The 23,103-nt window shown below is 55.7% G+C and carries 24 protein-coding genes and 1 pseudogene; 14 read left to right on the top strand and 11 right to left on the bottom strand.

Annotated features, from left to right (window positions below):
• Nucleotides 1–115 precede the first annotated feature (115 nt).
• The 4 genes from C2I35_RS18360 to C2I35_RS18345 all read right to left on the bottom strand — a co-directional run bounded on the left by C2I35_RS18360 (nucleotide 116) and on the right by C2I35_RS18345 (nucleotide 2,268).
• Nucleotides 116–505: a DUF3768 domain-containing protein gene (locus tag C2I35_RS18360; protein WP_103764510.1), complete on the bottom strand. Its 390-nt coding sequence runs from the start codon at nucleotides 503–505 to the stop codon at nucleotides 116–118.
• Between the two features lie 87 nt (nucleotides 506–592).
• Nucleotides 593–802, bottom strand: coding sequence for a DUF6330 family protein (locus C2I35_RS18355; RefSeq protein WP_103764509.1), 210 nt, complete (start codon nucleotides 800–802; stop codon nucleotides 593–595).
• A 23-nt stretch (nucleotides 803–825) separates the two neighbouring features.
• Complete coding sequence (locus C2I35_RS18350) at nucleotides 826–1,758, bottom strand: ArdC family protein (protein ID WP_103764508.1); 933 nt, start codon at nucleotides 1,756–1,758, stop codon at nucleotides 826–828.
• A gap of 39 nt (nucleotides 1,759–1,797) precedes the next feature.
• Complete coding sequence (locus tag C2I35_RS18345; RefSeq protein WP_245890543.1) at nucleotides 1,798–2,268, bottom strand: hypothetical protein; 471 nt, start codon at nucleotides 2,266–2,268, stop codon at nucleotides 1,798–1,800.
• A 269-nt stretch (nucleotides 2,269–2,537) separates the two neighbouring features.
• Here C2I35_RS18345 and C2I35_RS18340 point away from each other — a divergent pair.
• Nucleotides 2,538–3,653: pseudogene (locus C2I35_RS18340) on the top strand (Fic family protein).
• A 229-nt stretch (nucleotides 3,654–3,882) separates the two neighbouring features.
• On the opposite strand, the gene repC reads toward C2I35_RS18340, so the two are convergent.
• The 3 genes from repC to repA all read right to left on the bottom strand — a co-directional run bounded on the left by repC (nucleotide 3,883) and on the right by repA (nucleotide 7,344).
• Nucleotides 3,883–4,938 (bottom strand): plasmid replication protein RepC, encoded by a 1,056-nt coding sequence (repC, locus tag C2I35_RS18335; RefSeq protein ID WP_103764506.1) that lies wholly within the window; start codon nucleotides 4,936–4,938, stop codon nucleotides 3,883–3,885.
• Nucleotides 4,939–5,176: 238 nt separating this feature from the next.
• Nucleotides 5,177–6,145, bottom strand: a complete 969-nt coding sequence (repB, locus tag C2I35_RS18330; RefSeq protein WP_245890542.1) for a plasmid partitioning protein RepB — start codon at nucleotides 6,143–6,145, stop codon at nucleotides 5,177–5,179.
• Complete coding sequence (gene repA / locus C2I35_RS18325; protein WP_103764504.1) at nucleotides 6,145–7,344, bottom strand: plasmid partitioning protein RepA; 1,200 nt, start codon at nucleotides 7,342–7,344, stop codon at nucleotides 6,145–6,147. The genes repB and repA overlap by 1 nt, the downstream gene beginning before the upstream one ends.
• Nucleotides 7,345–7,805: 461 nt before the next feature.
• Between repA and C2I35_RS18320 the strand changes: the two genes are divergently transcribed.
• From C2I35_RS18320 to C2I35_RS18305, 3 genes are all read left to right on the top strand, one after another.
• The gene (locus C2I35_RS18320) at nucleotides 7,806–8,033 is read left to right on the top strand and encodes an AbrB/MazE/SpoVT family DNA-binding domain-containing protein (RefSeq protein ID WP_103764503.1); all 228 of its coding nucleotides are present in this window, start codon (nucleotides 7,806–7,808) and stop codon (nucleotides 8,031–8,033) included.
• 371 nt (nucleotides 8,034–8,404) lie between these two features.
• Complete coding sequence (locus C2I35_RS18310; protein ID WP_067623056.1) at nucleotides 8,405–8,746, top strand: type II toxin-antitoxin system RelE/ParE family toxin; 342 nt, start codon at nucleotides 8,405–8,407, stop codon at nucleotides 8,744–8,746.
• Complete coding sequence (locus C2I35_RS18305) at nucleotides 8,743–9,036, top strand: helix-turn-helix domain-containing protein (protein WP_103764501.1); 294 nt, start codon at nucleotides 8,743–8,745, stop codon at nucleotides 9,034–9,036. The genes C2I35_RS18310 and C2I35_RS18305 overlap by 4 nt, the downstream gene beginning before the upstream one ends.
• 129 nt (nucleotides 9,037–9,165) lie before the next feature.
• Here the strand turns inward: C2I35_RS18305 and C2I35_RS18300 are convergent, their stop codons facing one another.
• The gene (locus C2I35_RS18300) at nucleotides 9,166–10,050 is read right to left on the bottom strand and encodes a recombinase family protein (protein ID WP_103764500.1); all 885 of its coding nucleotides are present in this window, start codon (nucleotides 10,048–10,050) and stop codon (nucleotides 9,166–9,168) included.
• A 120-nt stretch (nucleotides 10,051–10,170) separates the two neighbouring features.
• Here C2I35_RS18300 and C2I35_RS18295 point away from each other — a divergent pair, with 120 nt between their 5' ends.
• Both C2I35_RS18295 and C2I35_RS18290 read left to right on the top strand, forming a co-directional pair.
• Nucleotides 10,171–10,416: a type II toxin-antitoxin system ParD family antitoxin gene (locus tag C2I35_RS18295; protein ID WP_103764499.1), complete on the top strand. Its 246-nt coding sequence runs from the start codon at nucleotides 10,171–10,173 to the stop codon at nucleotides 10,414–10,416.
• Nucleotides 10,403–10,711 carry a type II toxin-antitoxin system RelE/ParE family toxin gene (locus C2I35_RS18290; RefSeq protein WP_103764498.1) on the top strand — a complete coding sequence of 103 codons (309 nt, stop codon included), beginning with the start codon at nucleotides 10,403–10,405 and terminating at the stop codon, nucleotides 10,709–10,711. The genes C2I35_RS18295 and C2I35_RS18290 overlap by 14 nt, the downstream gene beginning before the upstream one ends.
• Before the next feature lie 3 nt (nucleotides 10,712–10,714).
• Here the strand turns inward: C2I35_RS18290 and C2I35_RS18285 are convergent, their stop codons facing one another.
• Nucleotides 10,715–11,833 (bottom strand): tyrosine-type recombinase/integrase, encoded by a 1,119-nt coding sequence (locus C2I35_RS18285; protein ID WP_103764497.1) that lies wholly within the window; start codon nucleotides 11,831–11,833, stop codon nucleotides 10,715–10,717.
• A gap of 126 nt (nucleotides 11,834–11,959) precedes the next feature.
• Here C2I35_RS18285 and C2I35_RS18280 point away from each other — a divergent pair, with 126 nt between their 5' ends.
• A complete protein-coding gene (locus tag C2I35_RS18280; RefSeq protein ID WP_103764496.1) occupies nucleotides 11,960–12,850 on the top strand; it encodes a DUF1403 family protein in 891 nt (296 codons plus the stop codon).
• A 2-nt stretch (nucleotides 12,851–12,852) separates the two neighbouring features.
• Nucleotides 12,853–13,446, top strand: coding sequence for an SMC-Scp complex subunit ScpB (gene scpB / locus C2I35_RS18275; RefSeq protein ID WP_103764495.1), 594 nt, complete (start codon nucleotides 12,853–12,855; stop codon nucleotides 13,444–13,446).
• Between the two features lie 100 nt (nucleotides 13,447–13,546).
• Here the strand turns inward: scpB and C2I35_RS18270 are convergent, their stop codons facing one another.
• Together C2I35_RS18270 and C2I35_RS18265 are read right to left on the bottom strand one after the other, a co-directional pair.
• Entirely contained in the window at nucleotides 13,547–14,557 is a 1,011-nt protein-coding gene (locus C2I35_RS18270; protein WP_103764494.1) for a nucleotidyl transferase AbiEii/AbiGii toxin family protein, read from the bottom strand.
• Between the two features lie 2 nt (nucleotides 14,558–14,559).
• On the bottom strand, nucleotides 14,560–15,156 hold the full coding sequence (locus tag C2I35_RS18265; protein WP_103764493.1) for a DUF6088 family protein: 597 nt from the start codon (nucleotides 15,154–15,156) through the stop codon (nucleotides 14,560–14,562).
• A gap of 264 nt (nucleotides 15,157–15,420) precedes the next feature.
• Between C2I35_RS18265 and C2I35_RS18260 the strand changes: the two genes are divergently transcribed.
• From C2I35_RS18260 to dut, 6 genes are all read left to right on the top strand, one after another.
• On the top strand, nucleotides 15,421–16,911 hold the full coding sequence (locus tag C2I35_RS18260) for a hypothetical protein (protein WP_146050078.1): 1,491 nt from the start codon (nucleotides 15,421–15,423) through the stop codon (nucleotides 16,909–16,911).
• Nucleotides 16,912–17,230: 319 nt separating this feature from the next.
• Nucleotides 17,231–18,097: a phosphoribosyltransferase-like protein gene (locus C2I35_RS18255; protein WP_146050077.1), complete on the top strand. Its 867-nt coding sequence runs from the start codon at nucleotides 17,231–17,233 to the stop codon at nucleotides 18,095–18,097.
• A complete protein-coding gene (locus C2I35_RS18250) occupies nucleotides 18,097–19,962 on the top strand; it encodes an ORC-CDC6 family AAA ATPase (RefSeq protein ID WP_103764490.1) in 1,866 nt (621 codons plus the stop codon). The genes C2I35_RS18255 and C2I35_RS18250 overlap by 1 nt, the downstream gene beginning before the upstream one ends.
• Nucleotides 19,952–20,884 carry a hypothetical protein gene (locus tag C2I35_RS18245; protein WP_103764489.1) on the top strand — a complete coding sequence of 311 codons (933 nt, stop codon included), beginning with the start codon at nucleotides 19,952–19,954 and terminating at the stop codon, nucleotides 20,882–20,884. Before C2I35_RS18250 ends, C2I35_RS18245 begins: the two co-directional genes overlap by 11 nt.
• On the top strand, nucleotides 20,881–22,020 hold the full coding sequence (locus C2I35_RS18240; RefSeq protein ID WP_170067257.1) for an N-6 DNA methylase: 1,140 nt from the start codon (nucleotides 20,881–20,883) through the stop codon (nucleotides 22,018–22,020). Before C2I35_RS18245 ends, C2I35_RS18240 begins: the two co-directional genes overlap by 4 nt.
• Complete coding sequence (gene dut / locus C2I35_RS18235; protein WP_103764487.1) at nucleotides 22,017–22,475, top strand: dUTP diphosphatase; 459 nt, start codon at nucleotides 22,017–22,019, stop codon at nucleotides 22,473–22,475. The genes C2I35_RS18240 and dut overlap by 4 nt, the downstream gene beginning before the upstream one ends.
• Nucleotides 22,476–23,103: the final 628 nt, after the last annotated feature.

Here is a 23,103-nt window from a genome sequence, read left to right as displayed (position 1 = left end):
CTCGCGCGTGACCAATCCCCGGCTTCGGGGATCACAAAGACCGAAGGCCCGCTTTGCCTTTTTGGGGGCCGCGGGCCTTCATCGTCTGAGATGTCAGGGGGAGGCGTCCCCTGCCCTACCAGTCGCGCGCCAGCATGATGGTCAGCACGCGCATGGTGGTGGCAGGATTGTCGGGGGTCTCGGCCCCGTAGCGGAAATCCAAGCCTGCTTCATAGAGATCGATTTTCCAGAACACGGTCTCACCCCGGATCTCGACCGTCCCGAAATCGTGCCAGCCTTCCGGGTCATTCTCAGGCTCGAACGCGGCAAACTCACCGGTTGCCTTCACCGCCTCGGCCATGAAGCCGTCACCGGCCTCCATAAGCGAGCGGGTGACATGCATCCGGCCCTGGATGGGCTGCGCGGGCGGCACTCCAAGGCACGCGAGCTTGCGAAACGCGTCGTTCTGCGCGGCGATCACACTCGGATCCGGACGGTCTGGCTGGGGTTGAACGGTCATGGACATGGGGATCTCCTTTGAGAAGTTGAAACACCCTTCCCAAAGCCTGCTTTTTCTTTTCCGCGTGGCGGAAGGACCGAAGCAGAAGGTGCCCTACCCGAACAGCCCTTTGGGTCTGTAATTCGGGTTGGGGATGGTTTCGATCCAGCCGCCTTGTTCTTTGATGCTCTCGAGCGCTGCCGAGAGCGGATAAGCGCCCTCGGCAGCGCTCCACCAATAGGCACCGCGGTTGAAGGTGATGATCTTGCGGCGGCCGTCGTTGAAGCAGGCCACCCGCAGCGTTTTGGGTTCCTTACGTGACATGGGTGTCTCCGTTCTCCGTGCGGTCAGGCGGCCTCGGCACTGCGACCTGCCCTGCCCGTCTCCGATCTGGCGATCAGGTAGTCGCAGGCACGTTGCGCATCGGCGGCGTGCTTGAAGATCGCGTTCTTGTCCGAGCGCAGGACCCGCAGCCAGTTGTGGAGGTAGGCAGCATTCATCTCTAGCGTATGCGCCGTAAAGCCGAGCGTCTGACCCAGGAACACCGAGGTCAATTCCGCGACGATCTCCTCGCGCGCGTAAGCGGTGTTGCCGAACTTCGAGAACCCGAAATCGCGGTTGAGCCGATGCGGGGCTTTCGTGGCATGGGCCAGCTCATGCGCCCAGACTCCGTAGAAATTGCGCGGGTCGTGGAACCGGGTGATCGACGGCATGTAGACCTTGTCCACGGGCGGCAGGTAGTAGGCTTCCGTGCCCGTGAAGACGGTTGTGATGTCGATGGCATCGAAAAACGCCTGCATATGTGGGATGGGCTCGGACGGCGGATGCTCGGGCACGGGCTCCGGGTCAGGGTAGAAACTGTCGGGCAAGCCCTCGATCTGGCAGGCGTTGAATACGCGATAGGATTTCTGGAAACGGAAGACGCGAGGATCGTCTGCATCACCATCGTCATGATCGTCGTCCCCCTGCCCCCGGGTTCGGCTCTGACCATAGTAGACCACCACGGAGGACTTCTCGCCCTTGCGAACCTTTGCATCCAAAGCATTGGCCTGCGGCAGCGTCATCCAGAAAGGTGAGCTGTGGCCTGCCCTCACGGTGCGCATGGTCAGCAGGAAGTTGTTGACCCCCTGGTACGGCTCCCCTCCAACGCGCAGAGGACGCGAGCTGCCACCTGCGGTCCAGGGCTTTCGCCACGGCAGCACGCCGCGCTCAATAATACGGATGATTTCGTTTGTGATGACCTCGGAGGCATCGAATTTGGGCGTGCTGGATCGGGCCATGGCTGGCGTCCTTTCGTGTGTTGGTGAGAAGATTGGGGATCAGGTTGAGCGACGGGGCCGCGGATCGTTGGCGATCTTGGCACCGAGGGCTTCGACCATGTCGATGTAGGTGGTCAGCGAGACGCACTTGCCGGCACCCGAATGCTCAGGGTCGAGCGATCCGTCCCGCGTCACCCGCGGCAGGGTCGCGAAGGCGATGACATCGGTGACGGGTCGGAGATCGATGAAGGGCGTCCCGCGTGCGGCCGCAAGAGCGGCCAAGGGAAAGCGCTCGATCGGCGCGAGGGTCGACACGGTGGTCCAACCGAGATGGATGAATGTCCCGCCCTCGCCGCAGATCACATGCGCATTCGGCAATGTCGCCGCCTGCCTGAGATGGACGAGATCGCGCAACACGGTCTTGCGTTCGAGCCGCCTTGCCAATTCTAGCTGGCCAGTTCGTCGCAGTTCTTTGTGCCGCCACCAAGAGGCAGCGGTCGCGCGCATCACGCGCAAGACACCTGTTTGCATTGGAATGTCCTTGATCGGGAAAGACAGACCGGAACCCGGCCCGGACCCATCTGAGGGACCCCAAAGGCCCTCATCCGTCAGTCACAAAACCCGAAGAACACTTTCCCTTTCCTCGGTCCCTATGGGCACTCAAGAAAACTGAAAGCCCGGCACATCTGCCGAAGCCATTGATTTCATGCAGCAATTCAAGATCGGCAACGCATATCGGCAGAATCCTGCCCTTAATCAAGTAAAATGTCGAAATTTCAATTACTTAGAAGGCGCAGAAGATCGGCAAAAGGCTAGAAACGCCCGCTAGGATCGAACCCTGCTTCTTCGAGGAGCATATTCCTACAGAACTGGCAGACCTTTCGGTCGACATCCAGAGGTAAGCCACCGGGCTGGGACTTGGGTTGCATCCTGACAGCGCAGCCGAACTTGAGGAAGAAACCCGTCCTCTCGCCCTTGAGGCCCGGGCGCACGTCATCGTTCAACGGGCCATCGATGAGATGCATCGCAAGGGCACCCTGCCCCGCCCCACATCTGTCGAACTCCTGACTTGGGTCCATAAGAGCTTCTATGACGAGATGCCTGACGAGTTTCGGGTCCTCGAACATCCCGACGGTACACAGGAGCCCATCGTTCCGGGACGTATGCGCCAGGACGATGATCGAGAAGTTGCGGTCGGGCGCCACCTACCTCCATCATCGTCACGCGTCGCGGCGTTCATGGATCACTTTGACAAACGGTTTCAAATTGCGGAGCGGTCTTCGAGCGGACGGATCATCGCGATCGCGTCTGCACATCACCGGTTGAACTACATCCACCCTTTCCCGGATGGCAACGGGCGCGTCAGCAGACTGATGTCTCATGCCATGGCCCTCACAGCGGGGATTGGTGGCCAAGGGCTTTGGTCCGTATCGCGTGGGCTGGCCCGCGGGCTGACCGATCGGGGCGAGTACAAACGGATGATGGATCTGGCCGACAGCCCACGCCGCGGAGACCGCGACGGACGAGGGAACCTGTCAGAAGCGGCACTGAAGACGTTCAGTGAATGGTTCCTGAAAGTGACGCTTGACCAGATCACCTTCTCCGCAAAACTGTTCGATCTCGGGGGATTGGACCAACTGTATCGTCGTCTTGTTGCAGATACCGTCGATTACAGGTGTGTGCCGGAACTGATCTCAGCGGTTCTTCGGCATGGTGCACTGGAACGAGGTGACGCGCAGATTGTGCTCAAGACGTCCGAGCGTACTGCTCGCAACACGCTCAGCATACTGACCGCCGCCGGATTCCTGACCTCCGCATCTCCGAAGACACCCGTTCGGTTAGCGTTTCCGTTAGATTATCGAGAGCGGCTCTTTCCAAACCTCTTTGGAGGTGGTGACCTGCCGGTGGAGCGCTAGAATTACAACGAAAGAAATCTGATTGTATCCTGCAACAATTGGCGGCCTGAACCACTATGTCCGCGTGGTCTCCATTTTGTCCACCGCGGTGGACATCCTTTGTTCTGAGGCAAGCTGAACGAACGTACATCATTGCTTGGGTCGATCTCGGGGTGACCGGTTTGTAGTGATTGGAGAGACGGCGCTGTCATGAGTGTGGTTCCTGGTCAGATGTCCACCGCGGTGGACACTAGGCGACACTCTCGTTGGTTTTGGACAGGCGTTTGATCAGAGAAACCGGATCAAATTGGGTTTGTCGTTGGCCCAAAGTGATACTGTGAAAGTAGGCTCCAAAATCCCTGATGCGTTGTCCTAGCTGTAGCATGATGAAAATCGCGCACGATGCTTTCCGCGTTCCTACAGCCTTCTTTGCTTTCTCGAACGTTTCTGGGTGTATTCCCATCATTGGAGCAAGATTCCGAGCGTGAGCCTCAATGTCGATCCAATCTCGAAGCTTTTCTGTGGCAAATGCGGTCGCCTGGTCACAGACCGAAGTTAATAATTCTGGTTCCAGTGCTTCTTTGCCCACGTTGCTTTCGAAATCTTTTTTTCCTTCTTCAGACTTAGATTGATGCCGGACAGTTTGTCCGTCATTGGCGGGCAGTTGCGTTGTTTCTGGTGGATCATCCTGGGTGGATAAACTCTGGCATTCTGCGTCTGTGTCGGAGAGCAGTGCGCGGTATTCGGGGAGGCTTAGCTTCCTGCGAAGAGTTTTTCGTGCGTGGTTGATGAATGTGTTGTTGGGATCATGCTCATCCAAATGGGCGAGCTTTGTGAGGATCTGTTTGCGGACAAAAATCCGATCCCGCCGGTTATTCTCCATTTCCTGCGCGATGGTGATAAGCTCGCTCGCACGTTGGAGCAGGGGTGCAAGCGACAATCCATAACTGATGCACTCTCCGCCGGATGAGCGAACGCGGTAGCGCTTTCGGTTCGAGCTGTCATTGCGCCTGATGAATCCGAGCTCGACGAAGCGGTTGATGTGCCTGCGGAGTGTCCGTTCGTCGATCCCGCCAACGCGCTGGCAAATGGAGTAATTTGATGCAAAAACCGTTTCGCCGTGGCCAGGTTTCAAAAAGCTGATCATTGCTTGAAGGGTCTGGATGTGGCCAGGGCGAAGCCCGAACACGCTGCGCGCGTCTCTCAGGGCCCGGAAGATGGTCCAGATATCGATTTCAGATGCGGGAGTTGAGCCGCATGATGCATCTGCACCAGCAGCCTCGATTGATAGTTTTGTAAATGCCATGATTTGATCACGATGACCGTTTGGCCCACAGCTTCCCTGTCTCCTCCCAAGATTTTATCTGGGAAAAGGCAATAAAAATTGGTTCACCGAATCGGTGACTCTTGACCGGTTTGCTGGAGGTTGCTACATCATGGGTGCAAATCGAATGATGAGGGCTCTCCAGGGGAAACTTTGGGGGGCTCTTTTCTTTCTGGTCTTCGCTTTTCTCCTTTGCTCGGGTTCCTCTATGTGGCCTGGGTTAGGACCCAGAGCCGCTCTCATTCCGCCATGTATCGAAGAGTTGCAAAAGCGCAGCTTCCGCACGCTCCTCGAGCCACTGGCCGAATTCTGGGTTGTCCTTTTTGGCGATCTTGATGGCGATCGCTTTCTGATCGACTGTCAGCGTTCCGACAGTGTCGCCGCTCTCATTCTTGACGACGGACGTCACGCCGCGACTGGTCGGTTTCTTGTCTGCACGCGCCTTGTACGAGCAAGCAGAATAGACCGCCTGAAATCTCTCGGGGCTTGGAGTGTCGTCGGGCAGGGTGGCGATCACCTCTTTGGCCGAATTCACCAAGTCTACCTTTCCCGATAGGGCCGCTAAATCACCCCACTGCCGTCTTCCGATGCCATGTGCCGGCCCGATAAGCTGAACAAGCTCATCAGGCAGTTGATCGATAACGACCCGGTGGTTGGACACGCCTTGCCGGGTTAACCCCAAAGCATCCTGAATAACGCCGGGTTTGTACCCAATTTCCTGCATCTCTCTGATAAACAAAGATTTTTCGATGAAAGACGGATCAAGTCGAAGGTTGTTCTCTTGACCCTGTGCGATAAGCGAGGCGTCGTCGTCCAATGTGCGAACGATTGCTTTGACCGTTCCTCCGATTTTGCGGATCGCTGCCAGTCTACGGCGGCCGTAGATGATGCGGTATCTGTCGGGTTGGCCCGATGGGCGGACCATGATCGGCACTTGTTGGCCATGCTTGCTAATGCTCTCGGCCAGCTCGTCGATACTCGTATCTTCCAGCACCAACCGATCGCGAAGGCCATCCATGTCAATCTGATCGGGTTCGATGTCCCGGATCGAATTGGCCGTGATTTCGCGCAAGGAGTCCCGCAAACCGCCAACAGAGCCGGGTAGCTTTGCAGTTTTTTGCAGGGTAGGGGAGGGAGCCGCGCTCTCTTTTTCGTCCTTCGGAGGTTGGTTGAAAATGTTTCTGGCCATCAGCGACGCCCCCATGCCATTTGGATCGTCTGCTCCAGTTCATCGGCAACGCCGTTCACGCTGGTCAGAGCGCGATCAATCGTTTTTCTGATGAACTGTCCGGGATCAACTTCATAGACGGTCTGCTGGGTCATTCCGGCGTCAGAGATTGCGGTAGACTTCAGCATGGGTTCAGTCATGACTTGGCCGGCGAGAATTGATCTCAGGTAGCCAGCCATTTGGGTCTGTGGCCCATCTGACGGCTCATACCTTGTGATCAGGAATTTGACGAAATCCCATGTCACACGGCGTCCAATCGCTTCTTCAACGGCCTTTACCGTTTCTGACGCAAGTTTCAGGAATTGGCTCATGGAAGCGATGTCGAGCATGCCAGGCACGACCGTCACCAGGAGCCCCGTAGAGGCCGCTAATGCCGTGAGAGTCAGAAAGCCGAGTTGAGGAGGACAGTCGATCAATACGATGTCGTAGTTTGCCTCTACCTCCTCGAGCGCCAAGGCGAGGCGCTCCGCAAAAATGGGCTGCATCCGACGGGCGAGCGCATTTGCTGTCTCGGTTTCGTACTCCGAGAGCATCAAGCCGGCCGGAACCATGTCGAGCTTGTGAAAGTAGGTCTTTTGGATCACGTCAGAGAGCGGGACCTGATCCTCATATCTCAGAGCATCATAGATTGTTCCACCTTCGGCGAACTCGAGTTCGGGCCGAAAGCCGAAAAATGTTGTCAAACTTGCTTGCGGATCAAGATCCAAGACCAAAACACGGTAGCCGCGCAAGGCGTACCGCTGTGCAAGATGTATCGTCGCTGTTGTTTTCGACGAGCCACCTTTGAAATTGACGACAGATAGCACCTGAAGTCGGTCGCCATCGCGTCGACCTGGCCGATAAGATTCGGCATTCTTTCCCGTGCGCTCCAAGATATTGCGCAATTCGTCCACTTCTTGGGCTGTGTAGAACCGGTGCCCGCGGTTATCAGTATGCACTTCCGGGAAGCTACCGTCCTTGTGCCGGTTGCGCAGGTTAGACGTGCTTACGCGCAGGAGACCGGCGACTTCGGTCGAGCTGAAACGCCGCAAGGCTTTACGTTCTTCGGGTTCGAAGGCGATCTTCATTTGCCGATCCAAGGACTCGGCCAGATTGTCGGCAAACGTGCCGATGTCAGAAGAGCCTATGCCTTGCGCATATCCAACGTTACGATCATCCATATCCTGCCGCCCGCTCTTGGCCTCTGTTAAGGCTCTTGATCATTTTGACGACGCACAACGTGTCTGACGCAATTTGCCGTCAGAATGGGAATGCCACGATCTAGCGAGTCCGGCAAGAAGAATCTAGATGTAGTGCAAAAGTTATCCACAGCACCAATTAAAGCCAAACTGTCGGATCTTGGTTAAGATATTGAAATTGATAACTAAAAACTCGATCTAATGGAGTGCTTCTTCGAAAAAAGGGAACGTTACCCGCCGAGAAACAGACCAGCGTTATTGGTCGATGGTACCGCTGAATCAGTGCGAACCTAATGATTCTTCAAATTTTTGGACGACAACAGGTTCCGTTGCGATGGCGCATCGTCGCATTTCCGTCGCCGTACCTGCAGGGCTACGGCTTTGCTTGTGGAGCGAGATGGATGTACACTGAACGTTGTTTTATCCATGCCTGAGAGGACAAGATGCAAGTTGCCAAATGGGGAAACTCCCTTGCCGTCCGGCTACCCGCCGAACTTGTGATTGAACTCGGCTTGAAGGAAGGTGATGAGATCGACCTGGTCAATGACGATGGTGCTGTGCGTATTCGGCGTAAGCCTCGCGTGGATGAAATCCTCAAAGCACTGAAGCGGTTTCGGGGCAAGCTGCCCAAGGAGACGCATATGTGTCGCGACGCGGTGCATGAACGCTGAGTTCGCAGATGCGAATGCCGTTTTCTACCTAATGGCAGACGATCCAAAGGCGGATCGGGCCGATGAGATACAAGGGCAGGGGTCCCGGAGCAGTGTCCAGGTACTGAACGCAGCGGTAGTTAAGTATCGGAAGAATGCAGGGTTCAGCCGGGAGGACACCGCATCCTTTCTTCTGGCACGTCATGACAGGGCTGTTTTCCGAAAGACCAAGCCACTCGACGCTCTCGAGCTGCGATCTACACTTGCCTCAAGCATCTGGTCGGAACGCTGTCAGTTGGGCAATATCCAAGAGTGGCACAAATTGGGTTGCGCTAAGCTCGGTCTGTGTGCCATTGACTTATACGTCAACGAAGCATAAGTGGTAACTTACAATGACGCGGTTGCAGACGGTGGTGGAACTGCCCGAATTCCAAAGGCGCGCCAAAGCAATCATGTCGGAACAAGAGCGCGAGGCTGCAATCAACTACATTGCCGGCAATCCTGATGATGGGGTTTCTCTCGGCGGTGGGCTTCGCAAGATTCGCATCCCAAGAGTTGGGGGCGGCAAGAGCGGCGGCTTCAGGACGTTGTATGTATTTGGCGGGAACCATATGCCGATCTTTTTGATCACGGTCTTTGCCAAGAACGAAAAGGCCAACCTGTCCAAGGCTGAACAAGCCGCGGCAGTCGAAATGAGCAAAGCGCTTGTCGCAAGGTACGGAGACGCAACATGACTGCATATGAATCGGTGTCGAAAGGCCTAGAAGAGGCCTTGGCATTCGCAGATGGAAACATGACGGCCGCCAAGGTCCATGAGGTATCCGTTGTCGATGTCGATGTAGCCGAAGTTCGCCAAAGAACTGGTCTCTCACAAGCTGAATTCGCCCGCAGCATAGGAGTAGCAAAGGGTACGCTCTTGAACTGGGAACATGGGCGTCGACACCCGACGGGTCCTGCTCAAGTCCTGCTGGCCTTGATCGCAAAGAAGCCATCGGTGGTGCAGGATTTGCTGCGAGGCGCTTGATACGTGGCGCAACCGGCGATTCCTTCGATGCTCCTGCCGACGATATGCTCAGTGAATTCTGCGGACTGCTGAACTCGTGAACGGGGTGAGTAGTATCTCATCGGCTATGGGACAACGCTGCTCCCTAATCTACTCCAACATTCCTAGCTTTTCCGCCCGTTCCAACAGCATCCTGACGGAGGACGGTTGCCAGCTTGTACGTCCACGAGGCGTGCGCTCACGCATGGATTCTAGCCGGTCGCAGATCGCCTGCAGCGTGATGTTAGGATCTGCACCCTTGATCGCAGCAACAATCGCCGGAAGGCGATCGTCGGTTTCGCGACGTCCAGCGCGGCCAAGCACTTCAGCGGGCAGAAAGCCGTCGCGCACATATGCTTTCACGGCGCGGAGCAGGCGGCTTTGGGTCCAATGGCGATCTGGGGGCAGGGGGCCATTGATAATCCGCAGGACGTCTTCCCAAGCCATATCGGGGCGCAAGCGGCGCACATGGGGCACCCAATCCTGCGCGGTCTCGTTCAGGCGCTCCATGTAGCCATCCTGTCGCGCCAGCCGCACCTTGCGCAGCGCGACGGGATCCTTGGCGCTTAGCCCAGGATTGCCACCAACGCGACCTTTGGCGCGCGCAGAGGCCAGCCCGGCCTTGGTGCGCTCGCGGATCAGGGCACGTTCGAACTCGGCCGCGGCGCCGAGAACCTGCAGCGTGAACTTGCCCTGCGGGGATGCTGTGTCAATAGGGTCCTGCAGGGAGCGGAAGAAGGCGCCCTTGGCCTCCAGCCGCTCAATCACCTCGAGAAGGTGTGACAAAGACCGTGCAAGCCGGTCGATCCGAACGACGACCAGCGTATCGCCGCTCTGGACACGTTCGAGCACGCGCGCAAGCACCGGACGCGCGCGATTGCCGCCAGAGCCGTGTTCTTCGAAGATTTCGGCGCATCCCGCAGACTGAAGGGCCTCAGACTGGGGCAGGGGGGTCTGATCCTCTGTGGATACGCGCGCATAGCCTATGAGGGGCATGAAATCGGGCCGTTTGCAATTTTAGGTATCGCAATTAAACGACCGTTTGGTTCCGTTTGTATGAGCCGTTCTTGCACTTTGGCAAACTTTGTCATACATACTACTAATAAGGAGATCACCATGGGCACCATGAATATTTCGTTGCCGGACCCGATGAAAAACTGGGTCGAAGAACAGGCAAAAACCGGACGGTATGCCAATTCCAGCGACTACGTTCGCGACCTGATCCGGCGTGATCGTGCGCGGAGTGAGGCCATTGCTGAAATCCAGGCTTCTGTCGACGCAGGCCTCTCCAGTGGCCCAGCGACCTCGCTTGATCGCAGCACGTTCAAGTCCCGGATGCACGCCAAATATGCCGGAGAATAGCGGTTGGGTCATTCGACCCGCGGCTGAAACCGACTTGTCCGAGATCTGGCACTACGGCGCAGACAACTGGGGCATCGAGCAGGCAGATCGCTATGCGGATGGCCTTTTTGCACTCTTCGACCTTCTCGCTGACTTTCCAGAGATGGCCCGGGAGCGCAGTGAGTTCACACCTGCGGTACGTATCCATCCCAGCGGAGCGCATCTGGTGATCTACCGGGCGGCGGGGCAGGGGGTCGAGATCATCCGCATATTGCATGCCCACCAGAACCTGACGGCCTATCTGCTAGACGGCTGATCCTCACAATCCCGCAGCCTTGGTCAGGTTTACCCGGAACCGGTCGCGGCGACGCTGATAACGACGGGTCATCTCGGCCGAGGCGTGCCCAAGTTGTCTCTGGACGTAACGCTCGTCGACCTCGGCGGAGCTGGCGAGACCAGCGCGCAGAGAATGTCCGGAAAAGAGCGCCACGCGGTCTTTCTCGGGCAGCTCAGATCGAATGCCAGCGTCCAGGACCGTTCGCTTGATCAGCCGAGCCACATGCTTGTCGTTGAGCCGGGCGTTGAGCGCGCGTTTACCGCCGCGTGACGTGCGCACGAAGACTGGCCCAAAATCGATCTTGGCAAAATGCATCCACTGTTCGAGCGCATGCACCGGGCAGGTCTGTTCGGACGATCCGCGACCGATCTCGACCTCACGCCAACCGGTTTTAGCGTTGAGCGTGAGGATCGCACCATCGTCGAGGATCTCGACCCAACCACCGGAGTCCGGTGTGTCGTCCTTCCCGTGATCGAGACTGACAATCTCGGAGCGCCGGAGGCCACCAGCGTAACCCAAAAGCAGAATCGCGCGATCCCGCAATCCGCGCAGATCGAAGGGCAGGGTGGCGACCATGGCGAGGATGTCCTCGGGCAGGATCGCCGCTTTCTGCACTGGTGGGCGTGCGTGCTTGCGCTTGATCCCGGCCAGCACCGCGGCGATGTGCCGGTTCTTGCGGTCCAGGGTGAAGCCACGTTGCGCGTAGTTCCACGCAAGGCCGGAGAGTTTTCTGTCTATCGTCGAAACTGACAGGGCAGGGACCCGATTCCTTGGCACCGCCAGGTCGGTGAGATAGAGTCCGATCATCTCCGGCGACGGCGGCAGGGGCTCCGTGCCTTTCAGCCGGCACCAGCGCGCGAAGTGCTTCCAGTCGGCCGCGTAGGCCTTGTTGGTGTTCTCCGCCGTCGAGGCCTTGGCGTAGTCGCGGGCGATATCGACAAGGCGGTCGAGATTGCCGGAGCCGGCCACATGAGCGGGCAGGGTGATCGTATACCCGTCCGCGGCCTCTCTCTCGTCGATCTTGTGATCTCCGGTTGCAGCATCGTTCACTGCGCTCGATTTCTCATCGCCTGAGGGCGTATTTTCAGGTGTTCTGCTCATGTTTCTCAGCCTACTTCATTTATGTCCGATAAGGCAAACTTATTGGACATGACGACGAGTCGCAGGGTGGGGCGGTTTGCACATCATATTGTGGACGAAAGCGCCGAGTTGGGATAGTCTTGTGGCATGACCTATGCCCGCCATGAGCTCCTAGACGACAGCGAGACATTACCCCGGATGCCGTCCTGGGTCACGTCGGCGTGGCTGGAAATCCCTGAAGATGTGGCGTTTTTGTCCGGTGCTACACTTGGCCACCTGCATCTGGTGCTGAGCCGGGACGACGTCCCCCAGACCTTGCTGAGGGCGCGGCTGGCTTTGCGCGCGGCCGAGGTCTCCGTGGTAAATGCGTGCCGGCCGGAAAGGGCCGCGGAGCTGCGCGATTCTGTAGCGTTCCTGCAGCCTGGCGACAGTCCCGGACCGGCGGGCGAGATCTATCTCTCTTGGCAGCGCGCAGTCCAACGACCCGTGTCGGTCAAAGCACTGCACCGCGCCATGCCTGATCTTGAACCGGAGAAGATTGCCACCTGGTTGAGCGCGGGGCGGGGCGCGCCGGTCGCGCGCGTTGCGTCGGTGCTGCAGGCGGTTCTTGCTGATCGACCACGCGATCCCGCGACGGCGTTGATCCTGGCGGACGCGGCTTTGGCGCAGACGCTCGGGTGGAACCATGTCCTGCCGCTCCTGGCACTTGGTTTGAAGCGGGCCAATCTGCGGAAGTCGGGTGACGAGTTACGCCTAGCCTGCCATCGGGCGATCCTGGCGGCTGTCGCGCAGGCAACACAGGAGGCCGCCAATCTTGCCCGCCGCGCCGCGCGCTTGAAAGAGGTCGCGCCGAAGCTCCGGGCGAGGGGGTCTGATGAGGCCGTCGCGCTTTTCCTGAGCCGGGATGCCGTGGCTCCGACGGCACTGATGTCGCTCAGGTCCGATCGAGCTGCTCGCCGAATCTGTGACCGGCTTGTCGAGTTGGGCGCTGTGCGCGAGCTGACCGGCCGCGACACCTTTCGGCTCTATGGGATCTGACGATGGCGAAGGACCACGCCGATACCGATCTGGATCGTGAGCTGGACGACCTGCCCGCTGACCTGCGCTGGCGCGAATGGATGCGCCGGATCGAGGCGGTTCTCTTTGCGTCTGCCTCACCTGTGCCGCGCGAAGACCTGGCCCGCGTCGTAGGGCAGGGGGCCTCGGTCGATCTGTTGATCGACGATCTGATGGCTGATCTCGAAGGACGATCCTTCGAAGTCGCGAAGGTGGCCGACGGATGGATGCTGCGGACGCGCCCGGCCTATGCGGCGGCGATCCGGACCGCGGCGGATGTCGGCGATCAGGCTCTCGGCCTGCGCGAATACGATGTCGCGGTGCTGGCCGCCATCGCCTATCACCAGCCGATCACCCGGGATGGCTTGAAGGATATCTTCGGCAAGGAGATCAGTCGCGACCTGATCGGGCGGCTGCACGCCCGCGGTCTCATCGGAACCGGCCCGCGCTCGCCGCGGCGCGGAGCACCCTACACCTATGTGACCACAGAGCAGTTCCTCGTGGCTTTCGATCTGGAGTCACTGCAGGACCTGCCGGACCATGAACAGCTGGAAGATGCGGGACTGGCTGCAGAATGACATGCCAGCGTTAAACCTCGCGCTCTATCGCTCAAATCTGGGCCATTCATGAGTTATAGAACGAGATCCTATAGCTCATGGCGCTCAATTGGCTTCTAGGTCAGGCTGCGTTGATCTCTGCTTCCAGCGCCCCGATCGCACTCAGCACATCATCGAAGCTTGGCGCGTCGCCCATGATCATCTCACGCATCCCGGCATAGTCCCTTCGGAGGGCGGCCTTCAGCTGGTCGCCCGGAGTAAGGCGAAGCGAGCCCGGTTTAGCGTCCTCGTATCTTGCCCAGGCCGCCTTGAAGAATACCGATTTGTGCTGGCCAACTTCGCTCAAGAGGTCGAGATTGGCCAAAGCGTGCGCCTTGGCGTCGTGCTGGGTCAGTTTTGCCATGTCGTAGTAGTGTCGAGACATGCGGTCAGCGAGCGGTTTGCCCGCGTCCTGATGGAAGAGCATGTGAAGGATCGTCGCTTTTTCCCAGAACGTCCTTTCGATCCCGAGAGTGTGTACATCAACAGAGGTGAGGCCGGGCAGATCGGGGAAGGCCTGCTGAACGTAAGTTGAGATTGTTCGCTGATCGGCCGGAAGCTGTGCGCCTCTTGCACCGAACTCAAACCGTACAACGGGTTTGATATAGGCTGGATCATCGCCGCCGAGAGATGGGTAAGCGAAGAGTATGGTCTGAGGGTCGTCTTCGTCGATCTGGAGCGAGAATGGCTGGTCCAGACGCGCGGAGAAAGTGGTGTTGATTTCTCCGATCAAAGGGCCAGCGACGGTCGCCTCAGCGGCCTCTTGAAGATCTTGCAGCAGCGATTTGCGCTTGCCGCCCGAGAGGCCGGGGTTTTCAGGGTCACGGTCTCCCTCAAACCCGAATTGCGCGCGGTCGAGCGACAGATCGACGTCCTCGGAAAACCGATGGATCACATCATAGGCCTTCGAAAGCGATGTGCCTCCCTTGAAGATTAGGTGGTCGCCAAAAGAGGGCAGGGCAAAAAGGTGCTGGAGTGACCAGCACACCCAGAAGTCCTTTTCGACAATCGCCTTGGCAAAGCCGAGTTCTGCCGCGGCCTGGCGGAAAGCTTCATCGCGGTTTGCAGGCGTGTCGTTCGCGAAGGCATCCATACTCAGGCGTGAGCCACAATCTGCTCAACAACAGGATGCATCCAGGCCGGAACATGTCGGCTTTGCTTTGCAAGCAGCGCCCGATCCTTGGCATCCAGCGTGCGGGCGATCTTGCCGATCACCTGATCGTCGACGCGGTCCTTGCCAACATAACGGAGCGCCTGAAACACCGTGCCCGCCTTAGACCCGGCACCAACCAAGGTCTTCGGAGAGGCGTTCCGGAACCGGATCACCTGCCGCCCGACCTTTTTCGTCCGGGTAGGCCCATCGGTCATGTAGATCGGATTGGACGGGACCTGGGTGGACAGACCCAACTGGTTCGCCGCCATGGCCGGCGAAGGCTGCAGAACCTGGTTGTCCTTCCGTGCAACGGCGCGTGCGATGTCATCGGCGGAGGGTGCGAGGAGCCCGAAGCGGGTGCTGTGCGTGGGATAGTCGTAGAGGCCACGCGTCAGCCGCCTGATCACGCCCTGATCCGCCAGACGCGACAACGCCTGATCCACGCTCGCACGCGATCCGATATCGAGGAAGTCCGACGGCGCGAAGATGGCACCTCGGCCCTTTCCAACGATGCGCTGCTTGATTTTTGCCGTGATCATGGTTCAACTCCATGTCAGAAAATAGGGTATGTTTTTCTGAAAGTCAAGATGGGGAGGTTTCGGCTATGAGGACGGGAAGCCGTCGCTCGCTGCGCAATCGCTGCGAAGATGTAATCGCTTCAAAGCGGTCATTGGGAAAGGTATCGTCGTGAATAACTCACTAGCAAACAGGTTCAGCGATGTCTCGACGCTGATATTGAAGTTTTGACAAAGTCACGCATCCAGCAGGAATCCGTCACTCTAACTTCGGACGAGTTAGGCGACGTGGGTGAAGCGCTCTTTACGAGCTTAGCGGCTACGGCACGGCTGATCGCCAATTCGAGCAATATCGACAAGAAAGGCTGGGATTTTTTTGTTCAACCCGGCGGGCCACGCTCGGCCTCTGACGAAATGCTGGATAAACGTTCCGAGTGGTCTTGTCATGTGCAATTGAAAACAACGGCAGAGAAGAAACCAACTTCCGTCCGAGTAAAGTTGTCGACGTTTGAGACCTTTGCAAAACTACCTGGCCCATCCCTGCTTGTTGTCTTTGGGCTGCATCCCGATGGACGCCCTAAGAAAGGTTTTGTCGTTCACATTATCGGCGATCAGCTTCGTCGTGTTCTGCTTCGATTGCGGCAGGCGGAAGCCAAAGGCGAAGCAGATTTAGCCAAAGAAACAATGTCCTTTGACTATAGCTCGAAAGGATCTCCCTTCGAACTAACACCGGAGGGTCTGCGCGCGGCAATAGAGGGAGCGGTGGGTAACGACCAAGGGACATATGTGAAGGAGAAGCAGCGGCAGTTGGAAGAACTCGGTTATGAGGACGCTGAACTTGTAGGTCAGGTTGTGTTCCGCGTTGAACGCGACGACCAACTGGCGCGTGTTGCGTTAGGATTGGAGCCGCTTAAATCCAGTGCGATGCAGGTTTTCGACGCGCGGTTTGGAATCCCAGTTCCGTACATCGGCTCGTTATTTGACGACCTTGACGATGTGTATGTGACTCCTCCGGAGATGGGGACCTGGCGCGTAGCAATGAAAGGTGCCGATGCCCTAGAAGCCGCCGCGAGCTTCGACGTAAAACTGCACCTTGCACCTCCTGAGCTAGGAGGCCCCTATGCGCTCCTAAAACATGACGACTTCACAATCACTTTCGATGACGTCGGACTACATTTCGAAACTGTGGACGTGTTTACCGAGACCAGACGTACCCTCGGCGATTGGTGCAACCTCCTGCGCGGTTTGGCGCACCTCGCCGATGGAAGGGGCCGCTTGGCGATTACAACAACCGCAGGCAATACATGCCACTTCCCAGTTGCCGGTAGTCTAAATGGACCGAACCCCGAAGACCTTCCAAAACTCCGTGATTTTCTCGAAAGGTGGAAGCGGCTCGTCGAACTCGCGGGAAGCACTGCAACAGAAGCCTTCACAATCGATGAAGCAAAGGCAAGCTGGGCTGTGCAGGTGGCCGTCGGGCTTTCGCTAGATCCTGACCCGCCTGGCTATATGGAGTTCGATATTGAGGGCGAGTGTCAGCCAAACGAGCTTGAAGCCCTTTACTTCAACAGCTGTTCATTTGCTGGTGCCGAGATCTCGTTCTGCGTCCGCGTGGTTCTGAAACGCGTGATTAAAACCAAGCCGAAGTTCCGCTCGGCGAAGTTTGAACTTGTGGATGTTCGTCCGCAGGTACTAGACCTCAAACAGTACGGTCGTGAACGTGCGGAAGCGGAAGGTATACAAATCCTGCTGGACCCAGACCTGCTTGAAACGACTTAACGCGGGCCCTCTCGACCAAAGCCAACTTCTGCGCCGATATGAGAATCGCCAGTGGCACCACGGGAAGTCATCCACCTAAGCGTGTGCGAGCTATCGAAGTTTCGTGTCTAAAGACCGGACATTGGCGGCTGCACGCTTTGAAAGCCGAGGTCCAGATCGGCACCTTGTTTATGCCGATACACCTTGTCGGTGAACTCCAAATCGACGAAGCTGTCTTTCACCACGGCGACGTGGACGAAAAACGATAGTTGTCTGTGCCTCTGGGAAACAATTGGCCAATTTTGGAAACGAAAAGTTCTGCATGGAGTGTTGCGATAAGTTGACGGCACTTCAAGCTTGGCCGTTCAGCAAGATAAACGTTGAGCAATGGCTGTCGAATTTTGATGAAGTAGACAAGCCGTTTGCCCTGCATATGGTCAGTCAATTCATTTACTTGAATGACCAGCTGATCGATGCCCAGTTTCTTTCCTCATTCCAGAGCCTTTCCAACCTAGTCTGCTCTGATTGGGGACCATTTGATGAAACCAAAAAGAAATGGAACACGTTTCTTAATACCTGCCTGATTGTGCCCGTCCAAGGGGAGACACCAAACCCCTCAGACAGTGGATATACATTTGCTCGGAAAGCTCGCCAAATAATCGGGATCCCCCAGGAGCAGCTCGTTGACCTCGACGAAGCCATTGCGTCTGTTGATGCAGGAAGAAATCTTCCAATAGTGTTTGTTGATGACTTTGTCGGTTCTGGTGAACAGTTCACGAAAACTCTGAAGCGCCGATCGAAGCGCGTAGGAATAGAAGGCAAGAGCATTGAAAATCTGTGGCCAACTCATCCTGATTTGAAAGTCTACTATTGCAACGTCACAATGACGCAGAAGGGCATGGAGCGAATAAATGGTGACTTTCCAGGAGCCGCGTTGGCAAGTGGGAATGTTCTTGGACGCGAGTATAGCTGGGTCTCGAAGGAAAGCGGAATGTGGCCTGACGAAAGGCGTGACGATGGGATTGCGATGATCGAGAAGTACTCGAAGCAGTTGGGATACATTGACGACGATGGCAGCGAGTCAGACTGGCGCGGCTTTCATTGCCTCGGCCTTGGCTTTGCTTTCGAGCACTCAACACCGGATGCTACGCTTCCACTCTTTTTTTCAAATGAGAACGGCTGGAAGCCGTTGGTGTCGAGGCGGTGATGAGCGACAGGGACAATAAACCATCTGTTTCCGAGCCCTTTGGCATGTATCGGGCGGAAAGCTTGAAAGCAGCGGTCTATGACCTGTTTGCCATGCCATCATATTTTCCCGAGTTAGAAACCAATAGAGCATGCGTCCTCCTCGGTGGAAGGGGAACAGGTAAGACCACAGTCCTGAAGTGCCTATCGTATGACGGTAAGTACCAGCTAGAGCAGAGAAAGAATGTTCCCGCCCGACCATCAACATGGTCTTACTACGGTTTCTACCACAAGATTAACACAAATCGCGTCACTGCGTTCTCTGGGCCGGAACTCACCGATCGCCAGTGGTCGAAGGTATTCGGACACTACGTCAATGTAGTGTTTTGCAATGAAGTTCTGAAGTTTGCGGAGTGGTACCGCGACAAGCACAAAGGTTCGCCTGAGTTGGACGCGGAGATTTGCGGCGAAATCAGCTCTTCTTTGTTCGCGGGAGAAGCACAATCCCAATCTGAGTTGGCAGCCATGGTTCGGAAGAGCTTACGGCGCTTTGAAACGCTCCTCAACAACTTGTCGCAAGATCAATTGCCAAACTTGTCGGTTCAAGGGCAGCCAATTGATGACTTATGTGAGGCTTTGCTTGAGCTGCCCCAGTTCAGCCAGAAGTCGTTTTTTTTCATCGTGGACGAGTATGAAAACCTACTTAACTACCAACAGATAATCCTCAACACGCTTATCAAACACTGTGGTGAGTTTTACACATTCAAAGTTGGGATAAAGGAGTTAGGTTGGCGAGAGAGAACTACTCTCAACGCAACAGAGCAATTGGTTAGCCCGGCGGACTATGAGAGGATCGACATTGGGCAAAGGTTAGACGCTGTGACGTTCAGAGAGTTTGCGGAAAGCGTTTGCCTCATTCGAGCCCAACAGGAAGAGAGCTTGGGTGCGATTGCATCTCTGGAAGAATTGCTGCCTGGTATGACGTCATATGAGGAAGCAGATCGTCTTGGGATTGATGACAAGGCAAAGCTCATCCGGTCTGACTGGATTAAGTCAGGTATTTCTGAAAAAGAGATCTCGGATATTCCCAGCCTAGAGCTGTACTTCGCCCAGTTTTGGGCAACTAGCCAAAACCTTCCAATTGAAGAGGTGCTTAACGAAAGGCACAATCATAAACAGAAATGGAAAGAGCGCTTCGATAATTATCGGTTCTCTATGCTCTTCACCATTAAATCAAAGAAAGCCGAAATTAGTAAGTATTACTGCGGTTGGCAGACCTATGTTCTTCTAGCCAACGGTAACATCCGTTATCTCCTCGAATTGGTTGGCAGGTCGATCCAACTAAATCGAAAGCACGGCTTGGTAGACGTACCGATTTCTGAAGAGATTCAAACTCGAGCCGCGGTAAGCGTCGCCAAGAAGAACCTATCAGAGTTAGAGGGCCTGTCAGTTAATGGTGCTCAGTTGACAAAGCTCCTTTTGGGTCTTGGAAAGGTTTTTGAGGCGCTTGCCTCCCATCCTCAAGGCCACGCCCCAGAGTATACTCAGTTCCATTTCATGGATAATGAAGTTCTTTCATCGGATGTTCGTGAGCTGCTAGAGTCGGCAGTCATGCATCTTGCTTTAGTTCGGACTGAGTCCAGTAAGCGCATGGAGTTCGAAACACGTACTTCTGACTACGCAGTTCATCCGATTTTTTCCCCCTTCTTCGAGTACAGCTATCGCCGCAAGCGAAAGATTGTCCTGAAAGGTGCTCAAATCTCCGGATTGATAGCTGAACCCAAAAAATTCATTCAAGAGATTATCTCCAAGCACGGTGTAGAGCAAAGCGACGAACATCCTCAGCAGATGCAACTATTCGAGGCGTTCTTTAACGATGTTGGCTGATCGTCCGCTTTTTACAAAGGAATTCAATGAGATTACCGAGTTCACCCCAACAAAGGATAGTGCGTACATCTACGGCACAAGCGGTGAGCCAAGAAGCGCTTTCGCAGATGAGTTGGCTGCAAGGGCGGATAGCGTGCGCTTTTATAAGGTGACGGCTGAGGACAAGTACTATTTCTCAAGTGACATAGCCGGCGGCGACCAGATCAGTCTTCGAAATAAGAGCTCGATCTCAGCTTTTCTACAGTCAGTATCCGAACCAGTTGTCTACATCGACATCACTGGTCTGGGCCATGCCACTTGGGCCGCCTTGATGAGATGTGCTGTTGAACAAGGTAGAACGGTTCGTGTCGTCTACCTTGAGCCAAGTAGCTACTTGAAAACACTAGAGCCAAAGCTTGGCGATATTTTTGACTTGAGCCTTAGGATCCAAGGTATCGATCAGCTTCCTATGTTCCCGACATTTGGAGACTTTGAAGAAGAGAAGTCCTGCTTTGTGCCTCTACTGGGCTTCGAAGGCACGCGATTTGCTCATATGTTCGAAAATGTTCAACCGGAAGATAGAAAGACCTTTCCAATCATTGGGGTTCCCGGGTTTCGCCAAGAGTACCCGTTTAGCGCCTACCTTGGCAACGCTAACCCACTACAGCGTTCTGAGTCGTTTGTGAGAGTTCGATTTGCCAAGTCAAACTGCCCGTTTAGCCTTTTTTATCGCCTTGAAGAGCTGGCGTCCGAGTTTGACGATCATGTTATGAAGCTTGGGTTGGTTGGCACCAAGCCACACGCACTAGGGGCTTTGCTATTCGCGATGCAAAATGAGTCCCGTTCCGAGATCATCTACGATCATGTGCTGCGAAAGCCTGGCCGAACAAGTGGAACAGACAAATGCCTTGTCTATGCAGTCAGCGAGTTTATGGGCCTTTGAAGGACGACTTTTATACACCGACGGCGCTGGCCCGTGACTTGGTCAGATTGAGTGTTCAACGCGACCCCAGAATAATTGCGGATTTCGCAGTAGGTGACGGTGCGCTTCTTTTAGAAGCAAGGAAAAGATGGCCTCAAGCTCAGCTTCACGGGCTCGACCTCGATCCGGAAGCAATAGCTAGAGCGCAGGACAGTCTGCCAGGGCTGAAAGCAATTACCTCAGACTATCTGTCGAGTGCAGCGCGAGCAGCCAATCATGATCTACAAGGCAGGATAGACCTTGTCCTTCTAAACCCGCCGTTCACTTGCCGAGGCTCATCATTCGAGACGACGGAGTTCGGCGATAATCTAGTCAAGAGCAGTAAAGCCATGGCCTTCCTGCTTCGAAGTTGTAGTTACTTGAGCGCCAATGGCGAGATACTTGCCATCGTTCCGCGTTCCTGCCTTTACAGTCAAAAAGACGGCCAAGCCCGCGAAAATCTGTCCAACGGTTACAACGTTGATGATCTGGGGGTGTATGAAAGCCCTGGCTTCAGTAGAGCTTCGGTTTCTGTCCATTTGGTCCGGATCTCTAAACGTGCGGCTCTGGTGTCGGATCAGGCAAGTCAAAATTCCAATGTCGACAAAATAACCCCCAAACATCCGTATAGCTTGGTGTTTATGCGAGGTAGCCACGCGGTTGCAGACGGTGTGTTTCACACACAGGGACCGAGCCTTATCCACACAACAGACTTGTTTAACTATGAAATCTCGATCAGCAGACGCCGCGCGACGCGAAAGAACAAACTAGTGTCTGGCAAAGTACTTATGCTTCCAAGGGTTGCTCGACCAAACGTCGAGAAAGTTGCTGTTGGCTCGTTCATACAGCCGGTTGTTCCATCCGACTGCATTGTTTGTGTAAAAACTGTGCCGGGTGGATTTGAAGAACATCTACACGAACAGATATGTCGTTTCTGGGATGCTCTAGAAGACGCCTATTCTGGAACTTGCGCTTCATATTTGACTCTAGATGCTTTCAGAGAATTTTCCGCAAAGCTCGGGTACAAGGCCGAGTTTTCCAACGATCACCGGCTTTGGAATCCAGATGCCAGTGGCGACTGTCTTGATGGCGAGAATTCGGCTAAGGCGGAGCTATGAGGATCGACTTCACCTACTGCGAGGGCGCGGACAAAGGTATTGCTCCGCCTGCTAAGGCAACGGATGGCGCAGCTGGATACGACATCCGGGCAAACTTGCCGGCGCATGATCGTGAGTATGGTATTTTAATCAGAGCCGGAGAGGTCCTTTCTATTCCGACGGGGATTTCATTGGCCTGTCCTGAGAATATCCTTTGTGAAGTGCGAAGTAGATCAGGGCTTGCGAAGTCATCGCGCGTTGTTGTTTTGAACGCTCCCGGGACGATTGACCCAGACTTCCGTGGGCAGATTTCCGTTTTGCTAGCTAACCTAGGTAGAGAAGATTTCGCAGTTACTCATGGTATGCGAATAGCACAGATCGTGTTTGTACGTTTCGAGTCACCAGAGCTGTTCGAAGTTCACGAACTGTCAGGTACCGAAAGAGACACCCATGGATTTGGAAGCACAGGGTACTAGCCGGATCCCGACGCGGACAAAGCAGTTCAATGAGGGCCCGCCCCAACAACGCTCCTCTTATTCAAGGTTTTTTCTGCGACCATGAAACTAGCCCCGATGGTCGTGGAGCACTCGAACAAAAGTAGAGAAGACCAATGGCGATTACCGACCCTGACACCGGCCAACGAGTACCATTGGATAGCGACCTTGCAGAGCGCTATGCAAAGGAGGTGAGCGCTCTGAGCGCAACCGAGTGCCGACACGAGCATATTGAACTCCGCCGTGGCTTCAATAAGGGCGGCGGACCAATTGTCAAAAATCAGTGCCTCGACTGCGGCCTGTTGATTGGAAACCCCGTCAAACGCACACCCGAGACTGATCTACTGCCAGAAATAGACACTGCGCAAAACCCGGCTTACGAGGCAAAGCGCAAGGGAAGTTGGGACTCAATCCGTCGCCGTTATGTCAAGCTCCAAGAGAGCCGGTGGCGGGGTAGTTCGAAGGGCAAGTCATACTTCCAAAGATCTCATGCTGAATACCTTGCATCGCAAGAGTGGGCTGAAATGAGAACGGCGGTGCGAAAGTCGGCCACGGTAGCGGCGGGATGAGCCTGCTGCGGGCGGCGTAAAAGTCGGCCACCTTTACCCTT

The organism is Roseovarius confluentis (assembly GCF_002917925.1).
Taxonomy (GTDB): domain Bacteria; phylum Pseudomonadota; class Alphaproteobacteria; order Rhodobacterales; family Rhodobacteraceae; genus Roseovarius; species Roseovarius confluentis.
Note: the sequence above shows the minus strand (reverse complement) of the source record. Positions and strands in the feature narration are given on the sequence as shown.

Excerpts from the sequence above, each read along its gene's own strand:
- C2I35_RS18295 (WP_103764499.1), top strand. The coding sequence starts at position 10,171 with ATGGGCACCATGAATATTTCGTTGCCGGACCCGATGAAAAACTGGGTC.
- repC (WP_103764506.1), bottom strand. The coding sequence starts at position 4,938 with ATGGCATTTACAAAACTATCAATCGAGGCTGCTGGTGCAGATGCATCA.
- C2I35_RS18290 (WP_103764498.1), top strand. The coding sequence starts at position 10,403 with ATGCCGGAGAATAGCGGTTGGGTCATTCGACCCGCGGCTGAAACCGAC.
- C2I35_RS18285 (WP_103764497.1), bottom strand. The coding sequence starts at position 11,833 with ATGAGCAGAACACCTGAAAATACGCCCTCAGGCGATGAGAAATCGAGC.
- C2I35_RS18360 (WP_103764510.1), bottom strand. The coding sequence starts at position 505 with ATGTCCATGACCGTTCAACCCCAGCCAGACCGTCCGGATCCGAGTGTG.
- C2I35_RS18305 (WP_103764501.1), top strand. The coding sequence starts at position 8,743 with ATGACTGCATATGAATCGGTGTCGAAAGGCCTAGAAGAGGCCTTGGCA.
- C2I35_RS18320 (WP_103764503.1), top strand. The coding sequence starts at position 7,806 with ATGCAAGTTGCCAAATGGGGAAACTCCCTTGCCGTCCGGCTACCCGCC.
- dut (WP_103764487.1), top strand. The coding sequence starts at position 22,017 with ATGAGGATCGACTTCACCTACTGCGAGGGCGCGGACAAAGGTATTGCT.
- C2I35_RS18350 (WP_103764508.1), bottom strand. The coding sequence starts at position 1,758 with ATGGCCCGATCCAGCACGCCCAAATTCGATGCCTCCGAGGTCATCACA.
- scpB (WP_103764495.1), top strand. The coding sequence starts at position 12,853 with ATGGCGAAGGACCACGCCGATACCGATCTGGATCGTGAGCTGGACGAC.
- C2I35_RS18345 (WP_245890543.1), bottom strand. The coding sequence starts at position 2,268 with ATGCAAACAGGTGTCTTGCGCGTGATGCGCGCGACCGCTGCCTCTTGG.
- C2I35_RS18265 (WP_103764493.1), bottom strand. The coding sequence starts at position 15,156 with ATGATCACGGCAAAAATCAAGCAGCGCATCGTTGGAAAGGGCCGAGGT.
- C2I35_RS18310 (WP_067623056.1), top strand. The coding sequence starts at position 8,405 with ATGACGCGGTTGCAGACGGTGGTGGAACTGCCCGAATTCCAAAGGCGC.
- repA (WP_103764504.1), bottom strand. The coding sequence starts at position 7,344 with ATGGATGATCGTAACGTTGGATATGCGCAAGGCATAGGCTCTTCTGAC.
- C2I35_RS18250 (WP_103764490.1), top strand. The coding sequence starts at position 18,097 with ATGAGCGACAGGGACAATAAACCATCTGTTTCCGAGCCCTTTGGCATG.
- repB (WP_245890542.1), bottom strand. The coding sequence starts at position 6,145 with ATGGCCAGAAACATTTTCAACCAACCTCCGAAGGACGAAAAAGAGAGC.
- C2I35_RS18300 (WP_103764500.1), bottom strand. The coding sequence starts at position 10,050 with ATGCCCCTCATAGGCTATGCGCGCGTATCCACAGAGGATCAGACCCCC.
- C2I35_RS18245 (WP_103764489.1), top strand. The coding sequence starts at position 19,952 with ATGTTGGCTGATCGTCCGCTTTTTACAAAGGAATTCAATGAGATTACC.
- C2I35_RS18270 (WP_103764494.1), bottom strand. The coding sequence starts at position 14,557 with ATGGATGCCTTCGCGAACGACACGCCTGCAAACCGCGATGAAGCTTTC.
- C2I35_RS18355 (WP_103764509.1), bottom strand. The coding sequence starts at position 802 with ATGTCACGTAAGGAACCCAAAACGCTGCGGGTGGCCTGCTTCAACGAC.
- C2I35_RS18280 (WP_103764496.1), top strand. The coding sequence starts at position 11,960 with ATGACCTATGCCCGCCATGAGCTCCTAGACGACAGCGAGACATTACCC.